General features: G+C 61.9%; 18 protein-coding genes and 1 pseudogene. 10 read left to right on the forward strand and 9 right to left on the reverse strand.

The window, feature by feature from the left end; translation table 11 throughout:
* Window positions 1–62 precede the first annotated feature (62 nt).
* Window positions 63–365: a hypothetical protein gene (locus tag QJT78_RS31655; protein WP_155258064.1), complete on the reverse strand. Its 303-nt coding sequence runs from the start codon at window positions 363–365 to the stop codon at window positions 63–65.
* A 345-nt stretch (window positions 366–710) separates the two neighbouring features.
* On the opposite strand from QJT78_RS31655, the gene QJT78_RS31660 reads away from it, so the two are divergent.
* Window positions 711–1,994, forward strand: a complete 1,284-nt coding sequence (locus QJT78_RS31660; RefSeq protein ID WP_028153045.1) for a cystathionine gamma-synthase family protein — start codon at window positions 711–713, stop codon at window positions 1,992–1,994.
* A gap of 127 nt (window positions 1,995–2,121) precedes the next feature.
* On the opposite strand, the gene QJT78_RS31665 is transcribed toward QJT78_RS31660, so the two are convergent.
* Window positions 2,122–2,373: a DUF1127 domain-containing protein gene (locus QJT78_RS31665; RefSeq protein WP_038944562.1), complete on the reverse strand. Its 252-nt coding sequence runs from the start codon at window positions 2,371–2,373 to the stop codon at window positions 2,122–2,124.
* Window positions 2,374–2,543: 170 nt separating this feature from the next.
* On the opposite strand from QJT78_RS31665, the gene QJT78_RS31670 reads away from it, so the two are divergent.
* On the forward strand, window positions 2,544–4,112 hold the full coding sequence (locus QJT78_RS31670) for a winged helix-turn-helix domain-containing protein (protein WP_281460402.1): 1,569 nt from the start codon (window positions 2,544–2,546) through the stop codon (window positions 4,110–4,112).
* An 89-nt stretch (window positions 4,113–4,201) separates the two neighbouring features.
* Here QJT78_RS31670 and QJT78_RS31675 read toward each other — a convergent pair whose 3' ends face one another.
* Window positions 4,202–4,618 carry a CHRD domain-containing protein gene (locus tag QJT78_RS31675; protein WP_014493929.1) on the reverse strand — a complete coding sequence of 139 codons (417 nt, stop codon included), beginning with the start codon at window positions 4,616–4,618 and terminating at the stop codon, window positions 4,202–4,204.
* Window positions 4,619–4,772: 154 nt separating this feature from the next.
* Between QJT78_RS31675 and QJT78_RS31680 the strand changes: the two genes are divergently transcribed.
* Together QJT78_RS31680 and QJT78_RS31685 are read left to right on the forward strand one after the other, a co-directional pair.
* Complete coding sequence (locus tag QJT78_RS31680) at window positions 4,773–5,702, forward strand: cytochrome c (protein WP_038944560.1); 930 nt, start codon at window positions 4,773–4,775, stop codon at window positions 5,700–5,702.
* Between the two features lie 242 nt (window positions 5,703–5,944).
* The gene (locus QJT78_RS31685; RefSeq protein ID WP_028154275.1) at window positions 5,945–6,394 is read left to right on the forward strand and encodes an SgcJ/EcaC family oxidoreductase; all 450 of its coding nucleotides are present in this window, start codon (window positions 5,945–5,947) and stop codon (window positions 6,392–6,394) included.
* A gap of 205 nt (window positions 6,395–6,599) precedes the next feature.
* Here QJT78_RS31685 and QJT78_RS31690 read toward each other — a convergent pair whose 3' ends face one another.
* The 4 genes and pseudogenes from QJT78_RS31690 to QJT78_RS31705 form a co-directional block, all read right to left on the reverse strand.
* On the reverse strand, window positions 6,600–8,384 hold the full coding sequence (locus tag QJT78_RS31690) for an alpha/beta fold hydrolase (protein ID WP_049807878.1): 1,785 nt from the start codon (window positions 8,382–8,384) through the stop codon (window positions 6,600–6,602).
* Window positions 8,381–9,415 carry a neutral zinc metallopeptidase gene (locus tag QJT78_RS31695; protein ID WP_244433211.1) on the reverse strand — a complete coding sequence of 345 codons (1,035 nt, stop codon included), beginning with the start codon at window positions 9,413–9,415 and terminating at the stop codon, window positions 8,381–8,383. Before QJT78_RS31695 ends, QJT78_RS31690 begins: the two co-directional genes overlap by 4 nt.
* 228 nt (window positions 9,416–9,643) lie before the next feature.
* Window positions 9,644–9,853: pseudogene (locus tag QJT78_RS31700) on the reverse strand (transposase domain-containing protein); the annotation flags it as partial.
* Window positions 9,854–9,975: 122 nt separating this feature from the next.
* The gene (locus QJT78_RS31705) at window positions 9,976–10,221 is read right to left on the reverse strand and encodes an Lrp/AsnC family transcriptional regulator (RefSeq protein WP_014493934.1); all 246 of its coding nucleotides are present in this window, start codon (window positions 10,219–10,221) and stop codon (window positions 9,976–9,978) included.
* A 256-nt stretch (window positions 10,222–10,477) separates the two neighbouring features.
* Here QJT78_RS31705 and thiD point away from each other — a divergent pair, with 256 nt between their 5' ends.
* The 4 genes from thiD (at window position 10,478) to QJT78_RS31725 (ending at window position 14,384) form a co-directional block, all read left to right on the forward strand.
* Complete coding sequence (gene thiD, locus QJT78_RS31710; RefSeq protein ID WP_028153340.1) at window positions 10,478–11,278, forward strand: bifunctional hydroxymethylpyrimidine kinase/phosphomethylpyrimidine kinase; 801 nt, start codon at window positions 10,478–10,480, stop codon at window positions 11,276–11,278.
* A gap of 215 nt (window positions 11,279–11,493) precedes the next feature.
* Window positions 11,494–12,306, forward strand: coding sequence for a UDP-2,3-diacylglucosamine diphosphatase (locus QJT78_RS31715; RefSeq protein WP_028153339.1), 813 nt, complete (start codon window positions 11,494–11,496; stop codon window positions 12,304–12,306).
* Window positions 12,306–13,349, forward strand: a complete 1,044-nt coding sequence (locus QJT78_RS31720) for a glycosyltransferase family 1 protein (protein WP_028153338.1) — start codon at window positions 12,306–12,308, stop codon at window positions 13,347–13,349. Before QJT78_RS31715 ends, QJT78_RS31720 begins: the two co-directional genes overlap by 1 nt.
* Window positions 13,350–13,400: 51 nt before the next feature.
* Window positions 13,401–14,384 (forward strand): threonine/serine dehydratase, encoded by a 984-nt coding sequence (locus tag QJT78_RS31725; protein ID WP_028153337.1) that lies wholly within the window; start codon window positions 13,401–13,403, stop codon window positions 14,382–14,384.
* Between the two features lie 73 nt (window positions 14,385–14,457).
* On the opposite strand, the gene QJT78_RS31730 is transcribed toward QJT78_RS31725, so the two are convergent.
* Window positions 14,458–16,266, reverse strand: a complete 1,809-nt coding sequence (locus QJT78_RS31730; protein ID WP_028153336.1) for a caspase family protein — start codon at window positions 16,264–16,266, stop codon at window positions 14,458–14,460.
* A gap of 145 nt (window positions 16,267–16,411) precedes the next feature.
* Here QJT78_RS31730 and QJT78_RS31735 point away from each other — a divergent pair, with 145 nt between their 5' ends.
* Window positions 16,412–16,588: a hypothetical protein gene (locus tag QJT78_RS31735; RefSeq protein WP_240537808.1), complete on the forward strand. Its 177-nt coding sequence runs from the start codon at window positions 16,412–16,414 to the stop codon at window positions 16,586–16,588.
* Between the two features lie 64 nt (window positions 16,589–16,652).
* Here the strand turns inward: QJT78_RS31735 and QJT78_RS31740 are convergent, their stop codons facing one another.
* Window positions 16,653–18,341, reverse strand: coding sequence for a Na/Pi symporter (locus QJT78_RS31740; protein WP_028153335.1), 1,689 nt, complete (start codon window positions 18,339–18,341; stop codon window positions 16,653–16,655).
* Window positions 18,342–18,634: 293 nt separating this feature from the next.
* Here QJT78_RS31740 and QJT78_RS31745 point away from each other — a divergent pair, with 293 nt between their 5' ends.
* Window positions 18,635–18,994, forward strand: coding sequence for a hypothetical protein (locus QJT78_RS31745; RefSeq protein ID WP_028153334.1), 360 nt, complete (start codon window positions 18,635–18,637; stop codon window positions 18,992–18,994).
* The last annotated feature ends 205 nt before the right edge of the window (window positions 18,995–19,199 follow it).

Genomic DNA, 19,199 nt, shown 5'->3' on the forward strand with positions numbered 1-19,199 from the left:
GTTGACTCGTACGCCTTTTCGGTCGGACGCGCATCTGGGCGGATCGAAGGCGAGCGTATTGCTCAGCCGGCTCCCGATGCTTTTCGAGCGGCAGGCTTGCGAGTCTCTTTTTCGAGTAACCACCCCAAAGCCTTCGCTGGGTTCAACCAGCGCACCTCATCGATCTGTTCGGCGAGCGTCAGCGCATGAACGGTCAGTACCTCAATGTCCTGAGGATTGACGTCCGCCTTTTCCAGTACGTGTATGCACCGGTTGATCGCCGCCAGATCGAGCTGAAGTTGCTCGACACTTGAGTGGTGATGTTTGGCCCCCACAACTTTCCATGGTCTCCTTGCGCGCACTTTTTTCTCCCCATACGCGGTCACGCCTTCGTGAGTGCTGTTTGTGGCGGCAACACGAAAATGGATGGACGGAATCGGGGATGTTTGCGGGCGGCCCGTCAAAGGTAGGGCCGCAGCGGGGGAGGCTAGGACCATTGCGTTGAGGTGCCTCGGTTACCGAGGCATCGATTCGTCGAACCACACCAAGGGCAAAATTTGTTTGCGAGGCCTGGCTGATCGCTGTCGGGGCGCCACGTACGAGCTTATCTTCAACCGCAGCCGCTGCGACGTTGACGAGAGCTGTTGGATGCAGGCGCATCCGAGACCTGTGCTTCGATCGCAGAGTTCCAATGCGCGGCGAGAATCTGAATCCAAACAGCGAGACAGGCCATGGTCAAACCGTTCCCGTCGAAGACGCACATCGGCAACCATATGCTGCATCCTGAAACGCTGATGCTGACCTATGGCTATGATCCGCAATTGTCGGAAGGCGCCATCAAGCCCCCGGTGTTCCTGACCTCCACCTTCGTGTTCAAGACGGCCGATGACGGGCAGGACTTCTTCGATTTCGTCGCCGGCCGGCGCGAGCCACCGGAAGGGATGGGCGCGGGGCTGGTCTATTCGCGCTTCAATCACCCAAACAGCGAAATCGTCGAGGACAGGCTCGCGATCTACGAGCGCACCGAGAGCTGCGCGCTGTTCTCATCCGGCATGGCGGCCATCGCAACCACGATCCTGGCGTTCGTCCGCCCCGGCGATGTCATCCTGCACTCCCAGCCGCTCTATGGCGGGACGGAAACCCTGCTGACGAACACGCTTGCGCGCCTGTCGATCGGCGCCGTCGGCTTCGCCGATGGCGTTGATGAAGCGGCGGTCAGCCAGGCCTCGGAGGAGGCCATGCGCAAGGGCCGGGTCTCGATGATTCTGATCGAAACTCCGGCCAACCCGACCAACGGGCTGGTCGACGTCGCGATGATGCGCCGTGTCGCCGAAGCTATCGGAAAGACCCAGGGGCACATTCCAATCATCGCCTGCGACAATACGCTGCTCGGTCCGGTGTTTCAGCGGCCGATCGAGCATGGTGCGGACATTTCCCTGTACTCGCTCACGAAATATGTCGGCGGTCATTCGGACCTGATCGCGGGTGCTGCGCTCGGCGCGAAGGCGATCGTGAAGGGCATCAAAGCGCTCCGCGGCGCGATCGGCACCCAGCTCGATCCGCATTCCTGCTGGATGATCAACCGCTCGCTCGAGACGCTAAGCCTGCGCATGGAGAAGGCGGACAGCAACGCGCGCCTCGTGGCGGACTATTTGCGCGATCACCCCAAGGTGGCCAAGGTTCACTACCTCGGCCATCTCGAGAAGGCTTCGCCGGCCGGAATGGTGTTCGCGCGGCAATGCCTGGGGGCGGGCTCCACCTTCTCGTTCGACATCGTCGGCGGCAAGGAAGCGGCGGTGAAATTTCTCAACGCGCTGCAAATCCTCAAGCTGGCGGTGAGTCTTGGCGGAACGGAGTCGCTTGCGAGCCTGCCTGCAACCATGACCCATTCCGGTGTTCCCGCCGACATCCGCATGAAAATCGGCGTGCTCGATTCCACGATCCGGCTGTCGATCGGCATCGAAAACCCGACGGACCTGATCGCCGATCTCGCGCAGGCGCTGAACGCGGCTTGAAGGCGTAGCCCGGACATTGCCGAACCCAAGCAACGCAATGAGGTCGGCCATGCCGCCGCTCGCGCGAGCCAAGGTGCCAAGCCGTTGGTCAGGCTGGTATCTCCTGGCAGGTCGAATGGCTCCCGACTTACGCTCCGCGCGAATGGCTCACGATGTCTCGCGGGTCGATATCGTGGCTGGAGGCAACGTAGTCGATCTCGCCGCGCGTCGTGCCGATGTCCATCAACTCCCGGTCACTCAAGCCGGACAACGTGCCGCGCAATCTCTGGCGATCGCGACGTGCCTGAAAGACATCCCAGTACTTCCGGATCAGGCTGCGGACATGCCGGGACGATATGGACGCCCGTTCCGGCCACATTGTACCTTGGATCAGGGTCATTGCGGTGCCTTCGGAGGGTGTTTTTCACCCCGAGAAGGTGCCCGAAGACCGACGCGCGTGCTTGACCGACAGCTTACATTTTTCCTACCGGCAGCTTATTCTTGCGACGTCCAGCGGGCCCAAAAGCCCACCCCGGTCGCCCCGGAGGGCTCACCCAAGGGATTCGCACCGTGCGCTATCTCTTTGAGGAGTATGCATTCGACGCCGGTCGGCGAGAGCTGCATCGCGGAGCGGATCGGATCTCAGTTACGCCACTGGTGTTCGATCTCCTCGATTACCTGATCTGCAATCGGGAGCGCGTCGTAGGCAAGGATGAACTCATCGATGCCATTTGGCAGGGGCGCTGCGTGTCCGATGCTGCGCTGACGACCCGCCTCAACAGTGCGCGATGCGCGATCGGGGATTCTGGCGAAGAGCAGCGGCTGATAAGAACACTGCCACGCAGAGGCTTCCGCTTCGTGGGTCAGGTCCGGGAAACGCTTGCCGCCGAGGGCGCAGCGGCCGCCGACGGCGGAGCCGAGACGCCGAAACCTGCGCTCTCGCTCCCCGACAAACCCTCGATCGCGGTCCTTCCATTCGCCAACCTGTGCCCGGATCCGGAGCAGGACGATTTTGCCGACGGTATGGTCGAGGACATCATTTCGGGACTGTCGCGTTCGAAGTCTCTTTTCATCATCGCGCGACATTCGACTCTGGCCTACAAGGGCAGGGCGATCGACGTCAAACAGATCGGTCAGGAGCTGGGCGTTCGCTACGTGCTCGAAGGCAGTGTGCGCAAGGCCGGCAATCGAGTCCGAATCGCCGGTCAGTTGATCGACGCGGCGACCGGCCTGAATCTCTGGACGGACCGGTTTGACAGTGAGATCGAAGATCTTTTCGACCTGCAGGATCGGCTGACGAGCAGCGTCATCGGCGCAATCTCCCCGCGACTGGAGCGCGCCGAAATCGAGCGCGCCCAACGCCAGCCGACCGACAACCTTCAGGCTTACGACTATTATCTTCGGGCATTTGCCTCCTTCTTCAAATTCACCGAGGAAGCAAGCATCGAGGCTATCGAGCTCGCAAAAACTGCCCGCGAGATCGATCCCGAATTCGCGCGTGCATACGCGCTCGGCGCCCGTTGCTATGTCCTGAGGAATGTTTTCGACTGGATCACTGATGAAGCCCATGAACACAGTGAAGCAGCGCGGCTGGCGAGGCGGGCGGTCGAGCTTGACCCGAATGATCCGTCGGTGCTTGCGATGGCCGGACACGCGCTCTCCCAGGTGGCAGGCGAGGTCGAGGAAGGCGATGCTCTTCTCGTGCGCGCGATAAAGCTGGACCCAAACCTCGTCATCGCACGACATTGGAACGGTTGGAGCCAACTCTGGCTTGGTCGTGGTGACGCCGCAATCGAGCAATTCAACATCGCATTGCGTTTGAACCCGCTTCATCCGCATGGGGGCGCCAACGCCCAGACGGGCTTGGCTTATGCTCATTTTCTTGCAGACCGTCATGATGACGCCTTGGCTTGCGCGGCAGCCGCCATCAGGCTGATACCGATCTTTCCGCCTGCGCAATTCATTCTGGCGGCATGCCATGCGGCGTCAGACCGGGTTGGGGAAGCCCGGCGGATTTGCGACCGTGCGATGCAACTATGTCCCAATAAGCGTATCGATGCGTACACACGGCGATACCGCCGACGGGACGATGTCGAAAAGCTGACGCAAGCGCTCCGGGTTGCCGGCATGCCGGAATGAGCGTGCGCGGCCACCTCGCGGCGTGCGGAATCGAAAAGGCCGGACGCTCCCTCCGGCGCCCGGCCTTCGCGTACGAAGCAGCCTTGAGGTTACTTCGTCACCTGGCCGCGGATCTCGCCGCCCGGATTGGCCGCGGTGTGGATGTTGACGTAGAGCTTGCCGGCGAGCAGATCGGCGGCCTGCGCATCGGTCAGCGTCGCCGAGCCCTCGACCGGGCTGGAGGTTGCATTCGGAATCGCGACCGCGACGCCGGCGTTCTTGCCGGCCTCGGCCGGCCCGTGGAAGTGGGCGGCCGTTGCCGGGCCGGACAGACCGGAATAGGTGACCTTCCAGGACAGCTTCTTGCTGGCGGCATCATAGTCCAGATCGGCGGTTCCGGTGCCGCTGGTGGTGGTCGCGGGCACCTCGGACTTGCCGTCGAGCGTTGCTTTCAGCTTTTCGGCGCCGGCGGGGGCTGCAAAAGCTGCGGCGCCCAGCGCGACCATGGCGATGACGGTCTTGTTCATGACATTCTCCCTGAGGCCTCGTTGGCCCTGCCAACCTTCCAACATTGGCCGTTTCAGTTTATTCCCGAATCCGGCCGGGGCGGGCTAAATTCTTCGTGGCTGGAGCCGCGTGGACATCGGTCATAAGTTCGCGGCAAGCAATGAATGGATCTGCATGTTGCAACGAACAATTGTCGTGGCGCTGCTTGCCGCGGTCGCTGCTGCGGGCGTCTATTGGTGGCTCAGCGCGCCGGTGGTGGCGGCCGGTGCCGCCGCCGCGCCTGCCCATGTCCCCAATCTCGCCAATGGCGAGGTGATGTTCAACGCCGGCGGATGCGCGTCCTGCCATGCCGTCCCCGACCAGCCCGATCGCACCAGGCTCGGCGGCGGCGTCGCGATCAAGTCGCCGTTCGGAACGTTCTACGCGCCGAACATCTCCTCCGATCCGACCTACGGCATCGGCAAATGGACCGACGCCGATTTCGTCAACGCGGTCATGCACGGGGTCTCGCCGGACGGACAGCATTATTTCCCGGCGTTTCCCTACACGTCCTATCAGCACGCCAGGCGCGAGGACGTGCTCGACCTCTTCGCCTATCTGAAAACGTTGCCGCCCGTTGCAGGCAAGGTGCGTGACCACGACGTGCGCTTTCCGTTCGACATCCGGCGCAACATCGGCATCTGGAAATTCCTGTTTATGGACGGAAAGCCCTTCGTCGCCGACGGCACGAAGTCGCCGCAATGGAATCGCGGCGCCTATCTCGTCAACAGTTTCGGCCATTGCGCCGAATGCCACAGCCCGCGCAACGCGCTTGGCGGCATCATCTCCGGAGAACGCTTTGCCGGTGGACCCAATCCGGAAGGCGAGGGCTGGGTGCCCAACATCACACAGAAGCGCCTCGGCGAGTGGAGCGCGAAGGATATTGCCTATTTCCTCAAGACCGGCGAATTGCCCGACGGCGACAGTGTCGGCGGCGCGATGACGCGCGTGATCAAGAACACCTCGCAATTGCCGGACGAGGATCTCGCGGCGATGGCGGATTACATCAAATCGCTGCCGCCGGTGGACGGGCCGCCGCGGCCGAAACGCAAGGAAGCCAGCTAGGGCGTGTATTCCTAAGGCGATAAATATCGCCCCATTAGGCCGCAGCCGCCGAGTGCCGTATTCATGTCCGCTATTGGAGAACAGGCTGACCAATTTCAAACGCCAACGCACTTCCGAATCTGACGACCCAAAGCTGTCGTCGGACAGGGCAACGGTTTACGACCGCTACTGACCTTCCATACCTGTGGTGCAAGGCGAACGTTGTTCAAGTATGTTACAGAACTCGATGAAACCTGGAGGCTATGATGAAATTTCTGGCGCTGGCGTTTTGTTTCTTGTTTGGCGCTTCTGGAACGGTTGCGTTTGCGGGGCCTGCAGAAGAGGCCAACGCTGTGATCGATCAATGGTCAGCGACGTATAGTGCAAACGACCGCGACGCGCTCGTAGGTCTATACGCCCCCGACGCGGTTTTGCTTGGAACGACAAGCCCGGCAATTTCCGAAGGAACAGAGGGGATACGGAAATATTTTCAGGAATTGCCGGGAAGCGGTCGCAAGAACTCGATTGTCGAGATACGAACGCTCGTCCTCAGCGAGACATCCGTCTTGGGAATCGGATTTTACAATTTTGCTCGAGCTGCAGAGAACGATACACCCCGGCCATCACGCTTTACTTTCGTGCTTGTGAAGCGCGACGGTCGATGGATGATCGCGCACCACCATTCGTCACCGCTGTCGGCCGCGCGTCAGTAGCTGTCGGAATTTTGGGAGACATCCTGCAACGATAGCAAGCGAGTGCTCATGGCCGCTAACGGGCTCGGCCGCGGTTCGGACCGATGTCAGCTAAATGGCCCTAACTCGGACCATAAGTGAATCCACCTTTGCGCCGCTGCCGAGCCATAGCGGACATCGAAGGGGACTGATCTACGCGTCGCGATTTATGAAAACGCGCCCTAGTCTAGGGTATGTAGCGGAAGTACGCGGCTTTTTGGGGAGGCTCAGGGAAGCCCCGGATTTCAACTAGCCGTGGTGGAGGCTTGCCTTCCATAAGTAGTATCGCAAGATCGTTAAGCACATTTCGTGTTGTGGCGAACGTGTTATGATTTAGTCCGAACAGTTCATCTCCAATTAGACTGACATCAATCGTCCAAAGTCCAGGCAAAACAACTGGCCCGGCATCAGGTACATCTCCTGCGCGCGGGATACCTCCGGCAATACGCTTCGATAGCTGCAAGGCCTTGTCGTTCTTGGATGCGTAAAGTGTAAGCCCCTTAGTGACCTTTGCAACGCCGGAAATGTCTTGAACAAACATGTCTCGGTCGACATCGGGGGCGACCATAATCAACTGCGCGATAGCCGTGGGTGATCGTGTCGCGGCGCTATTTGATAGGGCCTCAACTGCGATCAAGTTCCCCATACTGTGAGCTATCACATCGATGTTGTCATATCCGGCCTTGTAAAGATCGTCGATCACGCGAAGAAAGGCCGTGCGCGAAGCCAACGCGCTTTCTTTGTCATAGAGATAGTCCGCGATATCCCCGCGAGACGGCCATGAGAATAAGATTGTGGTGCCTCTGAACTGAAGATCCCAAGTTATCTGCGCTGCCCGGAAGACGGCGTCGCGGAATTTGGTATTGAAACCATGGACAAACACGAGAGCCTTTTTCTTCTTCGTTGACGCTAGCGTTTTTATCCATTTCGCTTCGTCTGTTTTCTCGATGCTGCGAATAGTAAAATGCTTCGTCGGGTCAAGTGTGTCTCTTCTCAACCTAAATCCGAAGAGCTTAAGGCTCGAGGGCAATTCTATGTTTCCGATGTGGTGTCCTTCAGGCACTCGGAGGCGAACGATCCCGACACTCAGATCAGGGTTGCGCTCGCCTGTGTAGCCGCTGACAGCAGTCCAGCCGTTTAAGCTGTAGACAGGAGGTCCATCGCTTGTGAATGCGGGCTGGGGATGGCCTTCGACATCGGGGGGAGTGTCCGACTGTTTGCGGTTCGTTGCATAGAAAAACTCAACGATACGTGTGTCGATTCTGGAGTCTTGCGCTGCGCTTTCTACGGATTTGTCCGTATCCTTGGCCCCGCTCGCTGTACTTTGATTCCCTTTCTGATTCGCGCCGCCTTGGATATCCGGGTCTATTTTGGTGCCGCCGGGTTTAATCGTCGGCCTGATCGGGGCTGCTATCACATCAAAAGGCGCGCGCCATGGCTCATCATCTGCCAGCGTGACGGGCCTAAACCTCTCGATAGAAATCCATTGAACTGAGTTGGAGTCAGTGAGGAACTTCCAGTAACTCTCATACTGTGTGTTCTGAATCAAAAAAGTCACGCTATTTGGTTCACGCTCGCGCTCCGATGCCGATAGGCAGCCTCGTAGCCGGTCCGAAAAGCGAACGTATCTCCCAACGAAATTTTTGGCAGCTTCCGGCTGGACAATTGCCGGCATTCGCTCTGGGGCCTTCCGCGAAAACGCTTCGCAAATTTGAAGGACGTCTCGCTCGGCGACGATCGGTTGCGCGTAGCTGCTCCCGAAGCTCGTTGCGAAAGCAATTGACCAAACAGCCAAGTATTTCAACCAATGCTGGGGCACGGCACTCCCCTCAAAATGAAAATGCAAGAGACCGAGCAGGCGTTCATCGCGGAGTTTCTCTTCGTCCAGTGGGGGCTCCCCAGCGGCCCCGCTCGGTAGTATGCAGTCGTCGTCGGACATCGGCTGTTGAGAGTTGGGAAGGCCGGGCCTCATTGCCGCGCTCCAGCAAAGGTGTTGCAGCTCTTCACCAATCCGGTTGCGTAACCGACATCGAACCAATGATGGCGCTGCGCAGCGCTGCCATGAGTGAACGAGTCAGGCACTACGTACCCCAAGGCACTTTTCTGCAGGGTGTCATTGCCTAGTGCTTCTGTCGTGCGAATTGCCGCTGCTATGTCGCTCGCGTTGATCTTCGCTTTCTCTTTAATTTTACGCGCCCAAATGCCGGCGAGACAATCGGCCTGCAACTCGAGAAGAACTTGTAACCGGTTTCTCTCCGCCTCCGTTTCCATGCTCCCTTGAAGCTCGCGCACTTTTGGCATAATTCCCAGCAAGTTCTGAACGTGGTGTCCGATTTCGTGGGCTATCACATAGGCCTGAGGAAGTTGACAGTCGGCGCCGCTCGAATCGCAGGCGTGAAGGTCAGTCTGCATCTCTTGGAAGAACGAAAGGTCGAGGTAGACTTTCTGATCATCAGGACAATAGAATGGTCCCATGATTTTCTCGGCTAATCCGCAGGCCGCGTAGGTGGCGCTTGTGTACAGGACGAGACGGGGTGGCCGATAAGTTAGGCGATCGGATGCGAAGATTGCCTGCCAGACCTCCTCCGTGCTGCCCAGAACTCGCGAAACGAAGAGATACATTTTGTCGCGCGGTGCACCGGTCTGGTCGCCCGACTTCGCTGGAAGCTCAGCATAAAGCCACGCGGCTTGCGCGTCATCGCTACTCGTTGTTGCCGTGAATCCTTCACCGAATAGGCGAGCCCGCATGAAGCTGCCAACCTCGATCTGTTCAGTTTGAGCCACGCCATGACGTTGGTGCGGCCGGACGGTTATTGGCTCCTGATAGCCGACCGTCATTTCCGTCGGAGGATTAAAGACAACTGAACCCGGACCAATCTTGTCGACTTGGTTACGGAGGATGGCAGCGGGGTCTATCGCTGCTGGGCGAACCGCCCAAGCTAAGCCGCCTGTGCAAAGCACCCAGACAGCCACTGCTATCGAAACAAGCGGTCCTTTGGGCATTGCCGGCCCCCGGCGCTCACGATCCGTGCGAAAAGAGCATTCCAGGGTTGTATGTTCAATGAAATATTTCACACTTTGCGCGCGGCATAGGTGCAAGCGATCGGGCCGCCGAATTGTTCCTCCGCGGACCTAAGCGCGTGGGCTACGATGCAAAGGCCCCAACCACTTGGAGACTATCCGTTTTTTGACCGGACATTGGCGCGACGGCCTGTTCGCGAAGCGTCGTTCTCAGGCCGCGGCTTTGAGGGATTGCTCGCGATAGGCCCAGGGCAGTAGCTGGTCGATGTCGCGACTTGGATGTTCGTTGACGATTCTCGTCAGGACGTCGTTGAGATAGGCAAGCGGGTCGATGCCGCGGATTAATCGTTCGACCGTATTGTTGTGGAGTTCGACGCGGTCGTCATCGATGAAGCGCGTTGAGCCTTGCCAGCGCGAGAGGGTGTCGAGCGCTGGATGATGTGTGCGATGGCTAAAATCCGAAGAACTCACTTTGAGCACAATTGGTCCGCTGCGCTGTCTCGGAAGCGGACTTCCCATCCGGCCCGCTGTGAGTGCAAACCCTAGCTTGCGCCAAACGCCTTGAAGGTGATGATGGTGAGGGTGTCCTGGATGCCCGGCAGCACCTGCACCTTCTCGTTGATGAAGTGGCCGATGTCGGTGTCCTTGTCGACGTAGAACTTCACCAGCAAATCGTAATGGCCGGCCGTGGAGTAGATCTCGGAGGCGATCTCGGCTTCGGCAAGCGCGTTGGCGACCGTGTAGGACTGGCCGAGCTTGCATTTGATCTGGACGAAAAAAGGAACCATTGCAGTCACTCCGAAGGCATATCTGGCGGCTAGAGCCATTTCCGCTCCGATGAAATCGGAACGGGGCTCTAGATTCTAGTTTTGACGCGTTTTCTTCACGCGAACCGGTATCCACTTCGCTCGAAAACGCTCTAATAGGCCAAAACCGGCCGGATTTAGCAAGCAAACTTGCTGCCCTCGGGCGCAAGCGAACTTGCCGCCCCCCGGCATGCGCGCTAGGACGGACCATGGTCCCGAGGAAGCGGAAAATCGCCCCATGACGACGCCCGTGGCGCTCACCATCGCCGGCTCCGATTCGAGCGGCGGCGCCGGCATCCAGGCCGACCTGAAGACCTTTGCCGCGCTCGGCGTCTATGGCGCCTCCGCGATCACGGCCCTGACCGCGCAGAACACGCGCGGCGTCACCGGCATCCACGCGGTGCCCGCCGACTTCGTCACCGCGCAGATCGATGCCGTGTTTTCCGATCTCGAGGTCGGCGCGGTGAAGATCGGCATGGTGGCGCAGGCCGCCAGCATCGATGCGATCGCAGCGGCGCTGTCGCGCTGGAAGCCCGAGCATATCGTGCTCGATCCCGTGATGGTCGCAACCTCCGGCGATCGCCTGCTCGCCGCGGAGGCGGTGGAAGCCCTGCGCAAGAAACTGATGCCGCTGGCGTCGGTGATCACGCCTAATCTGCCCGAGGCCGCGGCTCTGCTCGACGAGCCCGTCGCGACACGCGAGGCCGAGATCGAGAGCCAGGGACGCCGGCTGCTGGCGCTGGGCTGCCGCGCGGTCCTGATCAAGGGCGGGCACGGCAAGGGCGCCGAAAGCATCGACTATCTCGTCGAGGCCGAGAACACGATCGCGCTTGCGGCGCCGCGCGTCGCCACCCGCAACACCCACGGCACGGGGTGCTCGCTGTCCTCGGCCGTCGCGGCGGGGCTTGCCAGGGGCGAGGATCTCGAGCGCGCCGTGCGGAACGCCAAGGCCTGGATCAGCGCAGCGATCGCGGCCGCCGACCGCTTCAGCGTCGGCCACGGCCACGGGCCGGTCCATCATTTCCACAAATTTTACTGATCCGGGCCGCCAGCGGCGCGCGGGACCGCTGCCGTTAACCTGATCAGCCATCGGTTCGGGGGTCTTGCGGAGGCCGTTGCGGCGTCATGTCGCCTGATTGTCGCATGCGACTGATATTCGCGGGACGGGCGAGGCGAGGTTTGATTCGTATCCGAGGGTGCCTCAAAGGTTCATTGGTCATCCCCCTGTCACGGGATATTGTTACAGGCTGTCGCATGGGAAGTTACGATGTGAGTGACGAGAGCCCTGAAAGGCGCTTTCGCACGTTGTTCATCTCCGACGTTCATCTCGGAGCCCGCGGTTCTCAAGCCGACCTGCTGCTCGACTTCCTGCGATACCACGATGCCGACACGATCTATCTCGTCGGAGACATCGTCGACGGCTGGGCGCTGAAATCGAGCTGGCACTGGCCGCAATCGCATAACGACCTGGTCCAGAAGCTGCTCCGCAAGGCGCGCAAGGGCGCCAAGGTCATCTACATTCCCGGCAATCACGACGAGTTCCTGCGCAACTATTACGGCACGCATTTCGGCGGCATCGACGTGGTCGAGAACACCGTCCACACCGGCGTGGACGGCAAGCGCTATCTCGTCATCCACGGCGACATCTTCGACCTCGTGGTGCAGAACGCGCGCTGGCTCGCCCATCTCGGCGACAAGGCCTATGACTTCGCGATCCAAATGAATCGCTTCGTCAACTTCTTCCGGCGCATGTTCAAAGTGCCGTATTGGTCACTGTCGCAATGGGCCAAGCAGAAGGTCAAGAACGCCGTCAACTATATCGGCGCGTTCGAGCAGGCGCTCGCCGCCGAGGCGCGGCGTCACGACGCCGACGGCGTGATCTGCGGCCACATCCACTATGCCGTGATCCGCGACGAGGGCGGCATCCGCTACATGAATTGCGGCGACTGGGTCGAGAGCTGCACGGCGCTGGTCGAGCATGACGATGGTCATTTCGAGATCATCACCTGGGCGGATCAGGCGCGGAAGCCGGCACAGGTCCCGCAGGTCGCAGCAAGGGCCGCTTGATGCGCATCCTGGTCGCGACCGACGCCTGGCACCCGCAAGTCAATGGTGTGGTTCGGACGCTGACCAAGCTCGCAGACGCCGCCGAGGGGCTCGGTGTCGAGTTCACGTTCCTGACGCCGCAATCGTTCCGCACCTTTGCGATGCCGAGCTACCGCGACGTGCGGCTCGCCATGCCGCGCCCGGCGCGGATCGCGAAGCTGATCGAAGAGGCGTGCCCCGACAGCATCCACATTGCAACGGAGGGGCCGATCGGCCTGATGGTCCGCCGCTACTGCCGCCAGCGCAAGCTGCCGTTCACGTCCAGCTTCCACACCCGCTTTCCCGAATATGTCCGCGCCCGCGTGCCGGTTCCGGAATCCCTGATCTGGCGGGCGCTGCGCCGATTTCACGCGCCCAGCCGTGCCGTGATGGCGGCAACGCCGGCGCTCGCCCGCGAGCTTGGCGAGCGCGGCTTTGACAACGTCGTGCTGTGGCCGCGCGGCGTCGACACTAGCCTGTTCCATCCCCGTGGGATCGACCTCTGCCTGCCGGCGCCGGTGTTTCTCTCGGTCGGCCGGATCGCGGTGGAGAAGAACCTCGAGGCGTTTCTCGATCTCGATCTGCCCGGCACCAAGGTGATCGTCGGCGACGGCCCGGCGCGGGTCGCGCTGGAAGAAGCCTATCCGGATGCGATCTTCCTGGGCGAGAAGCACGGCGAGGCGCTGGCGGCAATCTATGCGGCCGCCGACGTGTTCGTGTTCCCCAGCAAGACCGACACGTTCGGCCTGGTCCTGCTGGAAGCGCTCGCCAGCGGCCTGCCGGTCGCGGCCTTCCCGGTGAAGGGCCCCCGCGACGTGATCGGCGATGCACCGGTCGGCGCCCTCGATCACGATCTGCGCAACGCCTGCTTCGCGGCGCTCGACGTGTCCCGGCAGGACTGCGTCGAATTCGCCGCCAATTACACCTGGGAGGCCTCGGCGAGGGCGTTTGTGGACAGCATCAAGGCGGTTGGCGCGGTGCTTCCAGGCAGGAATGGGGCGGAGCAGGTTAGTTTCGTAGCCTGAAAACCAAGGTCCATCTTGCCCCGCGCCTCGTCCGGCGCGATAACATTAGGCATGACCGAACAGCTCCTCCCGATCGGCCCTGCCGATATCGATGCAGCAGCACGCGTGATCGCGCCCTTCGCCATCCGCACCCCGCTGTTGTCCTTTCCCGTGCTCAACGAGCGCGTCGGCGCAAAGGTCTTCCTGAAGCCGGAGATGCTCCAGCGCACCGGCTCCTTCAAGTTCCGCGGCGCCTTCAACAAGGTCGCGTCGATCCCGCAGGACAAGCGCGCCGGCGGTGTCGTCGCGTTCTCGTCCGGCAACCACGCCCAGGGCGTGGCGGCGGCTGCCAAGATCCTCGACATGCACGCGACCATCGTGATGCCCGCGGATGCGCCGCTGTCGAAGCGCGAGCGCACCAAATCCTACGGCGCCGAGGTCGTGCTGTACGATCGCGACCGCGACGACCGCGAGGCGATCTCGCGCGGCATCGCCGAGAAGCGCGGCGCGACGCTGGTCAGGCCCTATGACGATCCGTTCGTGATCGCGGGGCAGGGCACCGCAGGTCGTGAGATCGCGGAGGACATGGCTGCGCTCGGCCTCAGTCCCGACATCGTGGTGGCACCGGCCTCCGGCGGCGGCCTGATCGCGGGCGTCGCCACAGCCGTGAAGGCGCGCTATCCGCTCGCCGAGATCGTGGTGGCCGAGCCCGAGGCGTTCGACGATCACGGCATTTCGCTGACCGCAGGCCACCGTGAGCCGCACGGGCCCGCGGGCCGCACCATCTGCGATGCGCTGATGGCCCTGATCCCCGGCGAGATGACCTTTGCGATCAACAGCAAGCTCTTGGCGCGCGGCGTGACTGCGTCGGACAAGGAAGTCGGCGCGGCGGTGGCGTTCGCCTATCGCGAGCTGAAGCTCGTGGTCGAGCCGGGCGGTGCGGTGGGCCTTGCCGCGCTGCTGGCGGGTCGTCTCGACGTCGCCGGCAAGAACGTTGTCATCGTGCTCTCCGGCGGCAATGTGGATGCGGATCTGTTTGCCGAGCTGGTTGCTTAGGTTTCGGACCTTCTAACATGAGGAAGGGGTAGAGCGTCGCCGCTCTGCCCCTTTGTCGTTTCGCTTGTGGCGATCAGCGCATGAAGCCGCGGTGATTGTTGCCGCCGCCCATGGAGGGCGCCTGGTTCATCGACTGCCGGAAGTTGTTGCCGCCGTTGTTGACCACACGGTTGGTCGCATTGAATTGCGGGCGGTTGTTCTGCTGGTTGTTCTGGACCTGCACCTTGTTCACCGGGTTGTTGTTGAGCTTCACGCCGTTGTTGACGCGGATCGGGTTGTTCTGCGTCTGAACGACCGGCTTCGTATCGACAGTCGTGCCACCCTTGCCGACATTCACCGGCATGCTGACGATCTTGCCAGGCGTGCCTTTGGTCGTACCGTTATTGTTGCTGCCGCCGTTCTGCGTATTGTTGGTCGCGGGCAGCGTCACGATCTTGCCGGTGCCGCCATTGGTATTGGTCGTGTTGGTCGGCGCAGGCAGGGTGACGATCTTGCCCGGGGTCTGCGACGGCGTGCCGTTCGGCTGGTTGTTGCCCGCCGGCAGGTTGACGACCTGACCGCCATTGCCGAGCTTGCCGATGACGTTGCTGTCCACCGGCTTCTGCACAACCGGCAGATTGCCATTCATCTGCCCACCGCCATTGCCCTGCTGCATCAGCGGCATGTATTTGGGCTGGCCGAGATTGCTGACCTTGAACGTCGGAGCAATGTTCTGCGGCGCCAGGAACTTGCTCGCCTGCATCAGGGGGATCAGCTTTGGCTGCACCTGGAGCTTCAGCGCGACTTGCGCATAGGGGCTGTTGCCGTAGCTGTCATAGAAGCTCTTGTAGCCGAGCGGGGAGTTCGCGAGCACCGCCTTGTGCCAGGCCTGCGTGATCAGCAGGTTCGAGAGCAGCCAGCGGATGTGGTCGCACAGCGGGTCGTGCGGGTACATCTGGATGAACTCCTGATAGTACTCCGGACGTCCCTCGGACACGACGTAGTCATAGGCCTGGCGCGTCGAACGGCCCGGCAGGTTGGAGGCCATCTGCACGACAGGCGCATTCACCGGCGCGCGGGTGGCGGCAACGGCGGTGTCGCCGAAGAAGGTGAAGTCCGAGGTCAGCGACGAGCTTTCCCACGGGATCTGCGCGCCGCTGGTGGTCTGGTTCACTTCCAGGCGCACGCGCTTGAACAGCTGCTCGATCGGCACGTTGGGCTCGCGTGCGACGTTGAGGAAGGCCTGGGTGTAGGGGCTGTGGCCGTTGGTGCCGTCCTGTGCTTCCGCACCCGGCGCGGTCGAGTAGCCGACGATCGAGCCGTTCGGCGCATCGACGATGGCCAAGCCGCGGCCGGCGTCGTTGACATCAGGGAACGGATTGTTGCGGCAGGCATCGAGGATGACGATGCGCATGCGGCTCGGGATCGTCTCCAGCGTCGACATCACGTCGACGAGGCGTACCGAGTTGCTCACGAGCTCGGTCGGGCTGGAGACCTTGGCATCGACGGGAACGAGATAGTTCTCGCCGGCGAGCTGCACGCCGTGACCGGCGTAGTAGACCATGGCGACCGTGTTCGGACCACGCGCGGAGACCTTGGCGGAAAAGTCCTGAACGACGCGGAGCATGTCGTTCTGGGTCAGGTCGGTCGCGGCGACCACCTCGAAGCCGGCGGAGTTCAGAAACTGCGCCATCGACTCCGCGTCATTGTCGGGGTTTTGGAGCTGCGGCGCGTTCTTGTAGTTGGAATTGCCGATCACCAGCGCGAGCCGCTGCTCCGGCCCTTGCAGCGCGATGGGGGCAGGCTGGACCGGGGCGACCTGCGCGGAAGCAGGGCCGCAGGCGAAGCCGAACAGGCTTCCCACGAGGCTGGCCGTCATCAGGAAAGGCTTTAGGCGGAACATGGCGTGCTCCTCTGGCACTCATCTCGATGCGAGATTGGTTGCGAGGAAGCGTGGTCACGTTCGAGCCGGTGGTCCGTGATCGCAATCACCATGGTAAGCTGCGTGATCTGAATCACGCTTTGGAACCTGCTTTGGTGAACGGCCGATGACCGGCCGCGCCGGTTCGGCCCGCGAAGACCATGCTTTTGGGACATGCCGTCACATGCTCGGCAAGCTCTCGCGCCCGGAAATCCATCGCGCGGCGGCGGCGAGCTTTGGTGTGGTGCAGGTCGGCGACAGCAGGGACTATGGATGCCTCCTGATCAGGAAGGGCGTGATCTGAATCGCGATGAGATTGGGGCGAACGGTCATCGCGCTTCAGGCTGCTGTCTGAACATATCTCCGCGCTAGCCCCGCCCCACCAGATGAGCCGCCGAGCGCCAGGCGTGCTGCGACAGGGCTTCGAGGTTTCGCACCGCCTCGACACGAAGCAGGGCGGCGTCGGCGGTCAGGGTTCCATTGGCCACCGCACCGAGCGTCGCTATGCGATGGGTGCGCAGCATTTCGGCGAGCTGTGTCGTACAACGCTCGAGCTCGGCGATCGCCTCGTCGGGCGGGTCGGCGCGCGGACCGGCCGTGGCGTCGCCGGCACGCGAGGCGGGTACGGAGTGCAGCGATCCGTCGACGCGGGGCGGCAGCGCCACGCCGCGCGCAATCGCAGCCGCGCTTCGCATGACTTCGGCACATAGCTCTCCGGCGCGGATGTCCTCCGGTCCGCCTGCCACCGAAGCGAAATTGTTTCCTCCACTTGCGACGTCCGTCAGCCGGGACGCGTGGTCGAGGGCGTGCAGCGTGCTCGTCAGACGCTGTTGCTCGTCGTCGGTCTCAGGCGGTCCAGCTACATCCGACAGGAATATTTGTGCCTGGCGCACGGCATCGGCCGCCTCCTCTACGGATACAGCGTCCTTCCCCAGACGTATCGATCCAGCGCGGCCGGCCAGTTTCGTCTCGACCGAACTGCACACCGTCAAGAGCACGCGCGCGATCGTGCGCCGTACCGCTTCCACCGCCACGATCGGGGTCTCAAGCGCCGAAGGATCGAGACATCGCGCCAGCGGCGAGCCGCGCTCGGGCAGAATCCGTTCGACCAGTCGCGTGAACGGGTTGATCAGGGGCAGCAGGACCGCGACACCGACGACGTTGAAGGCCGTGTGGTAGCCGGCCAGCAGCGTGACGCCGTCGATCGTGTCAGAGGCGCGCAGCAGCAAGGGCGTTACTATGGGAAAAGCCACCAACGCGATGAGTGCGGCAATCAGCTTGAAAAGAACGTAGGCGATGGCCAGCCGCTTCGCGGTCGGGCTCGCGCCAATCGCGGCCAGGGCGGAACTCGTCGCTGTTCCGATGTTCTGGCCGATGATCAGGGCGCAGGCCTGGTCCAACCCGATCGCGCCCGCGAAATAGGCGGACAGGGTCACCGCGATCGCGGCCGTCGACGATTGCATCAGCGCGGTCATGACCAATCCGATCACGACCAGCGCCAGCACGCCGAAGAGGCCCGACCACCATGACACCCCGGGACTGCCGAGAACTGCGGGCAGGTCCGCCGGGTGCAATCGTTCAGCCAGCCCGCCCATGCCCTGCTGCAGGGTCGTCAAGCCGAACAGCACAAGTCCGAAGCCGGCGAGCGCGGCGCCGACCCCGGAGATTCGTCCCCTGCCGAGAAGCTTGGTCAGCGCGCCGACGAAGATCATCGGCAGCGCCGCGGCCGTGAGCGAGACGCGGACGCCGATCAGCGCGACCAGCCAGCCGGTCCCGGTGGTGCCGATATTCGCGCCGAAGACGAGGCTCAACCCTTGCTGGAAGGTCAAGAGGCCGGCGCTGACGAGACCGATCGTCGTCATGGTCGTTGCGCTGGAGGACTGCACCAGCAGCGTGACCACGGCTCCCCAAAACGAGCCAAGCAGCGGCGTCGACGCAGCCTTGCCGAGCACCGTGCGTAGCGCAGAGCCGGCCAGCGTCTTCAGGCCATCCGTCATCACGGTCATGCCGAGCAGGAAGAGACCTACCCCGCCGAGCGTCGAGATCGCCGTGGACATGTGCGCTCCTTCCGACAGGGCACCATGAATAGCGAAGCAGACAGTACAGCAACGGAGTGCTGATAGGTCGGATCAATCATTGCACGATGGTCGGGCTGCCCGCGTTTCGGATGGGCGTGATCAGCCGGGAACACGTCATCAAATCGGTCCAGCCGCCCGATCGCCGCGAGCCAACGCATAACGATTCCGCGAAAGCCGGCATGGCTGCGTGTGAGGGATTTGATCGAGGCAGCGAATAGTCTCGCACTCGAATTTGAGTGGCCTGTCTGAACCTTACTGTTTATGGTCGATCCATGTCGCGCCTTATGTGTCTATCCATTGCTGTCGTCCTGTCGCTGCTGCCCGCCAACGCGTCTGCTGCGTCATCTCAAAAACGGCCCAAGCAGGCTTGGCATGGTTACGGCTTCCTGCCGGGCTATCGCCAGCCGCTCAGCAACAGCATTCCGCTCTACAAGCAGAAGGAGGCGATGCGGCGCATGTCGCGCAGCGACCGCCGCCATTGGTACATCGACCCGGTCCCGCAGTATTACGGCTGGGATGGCGAATGGCGCTATTTCGGCCGGCCCGGCTTCGGCGGCGGCCGCTACAATGGCGGCAGCTTCGGACCGTGCTGGACGCGGACCCCGATCGGCGCGGTCTGGAACTGCGGCTGATCGGCCTCGCATCGCCTCGCGGAACGCTTCGCGCGGCCAGATTTCAATCGTAACCGAAACCGGTTCGGCTGAAACCGGGCTGTCTTTCCGGTGTCCTAGTACCCGGAATCAGAGCTGAGTGATACGGCGGCCTTTGAAACGGCGTTGACGGACCTTTTTCTTGGTCCAGACGAAGGGCTCGGCTCTGTCGTTGTATGCGTTGACG

It is taken from the genome of Bradyrhizobium sp. Mp27 (assembly GCF_029953005.1).
Lineage (GTDB): Bacteria > Pseudomonadota > Alphaproteobacteria > Rhizobiales > Xanthobacteraceae > Bradyrhizobium > Bradyrhizobium barranii.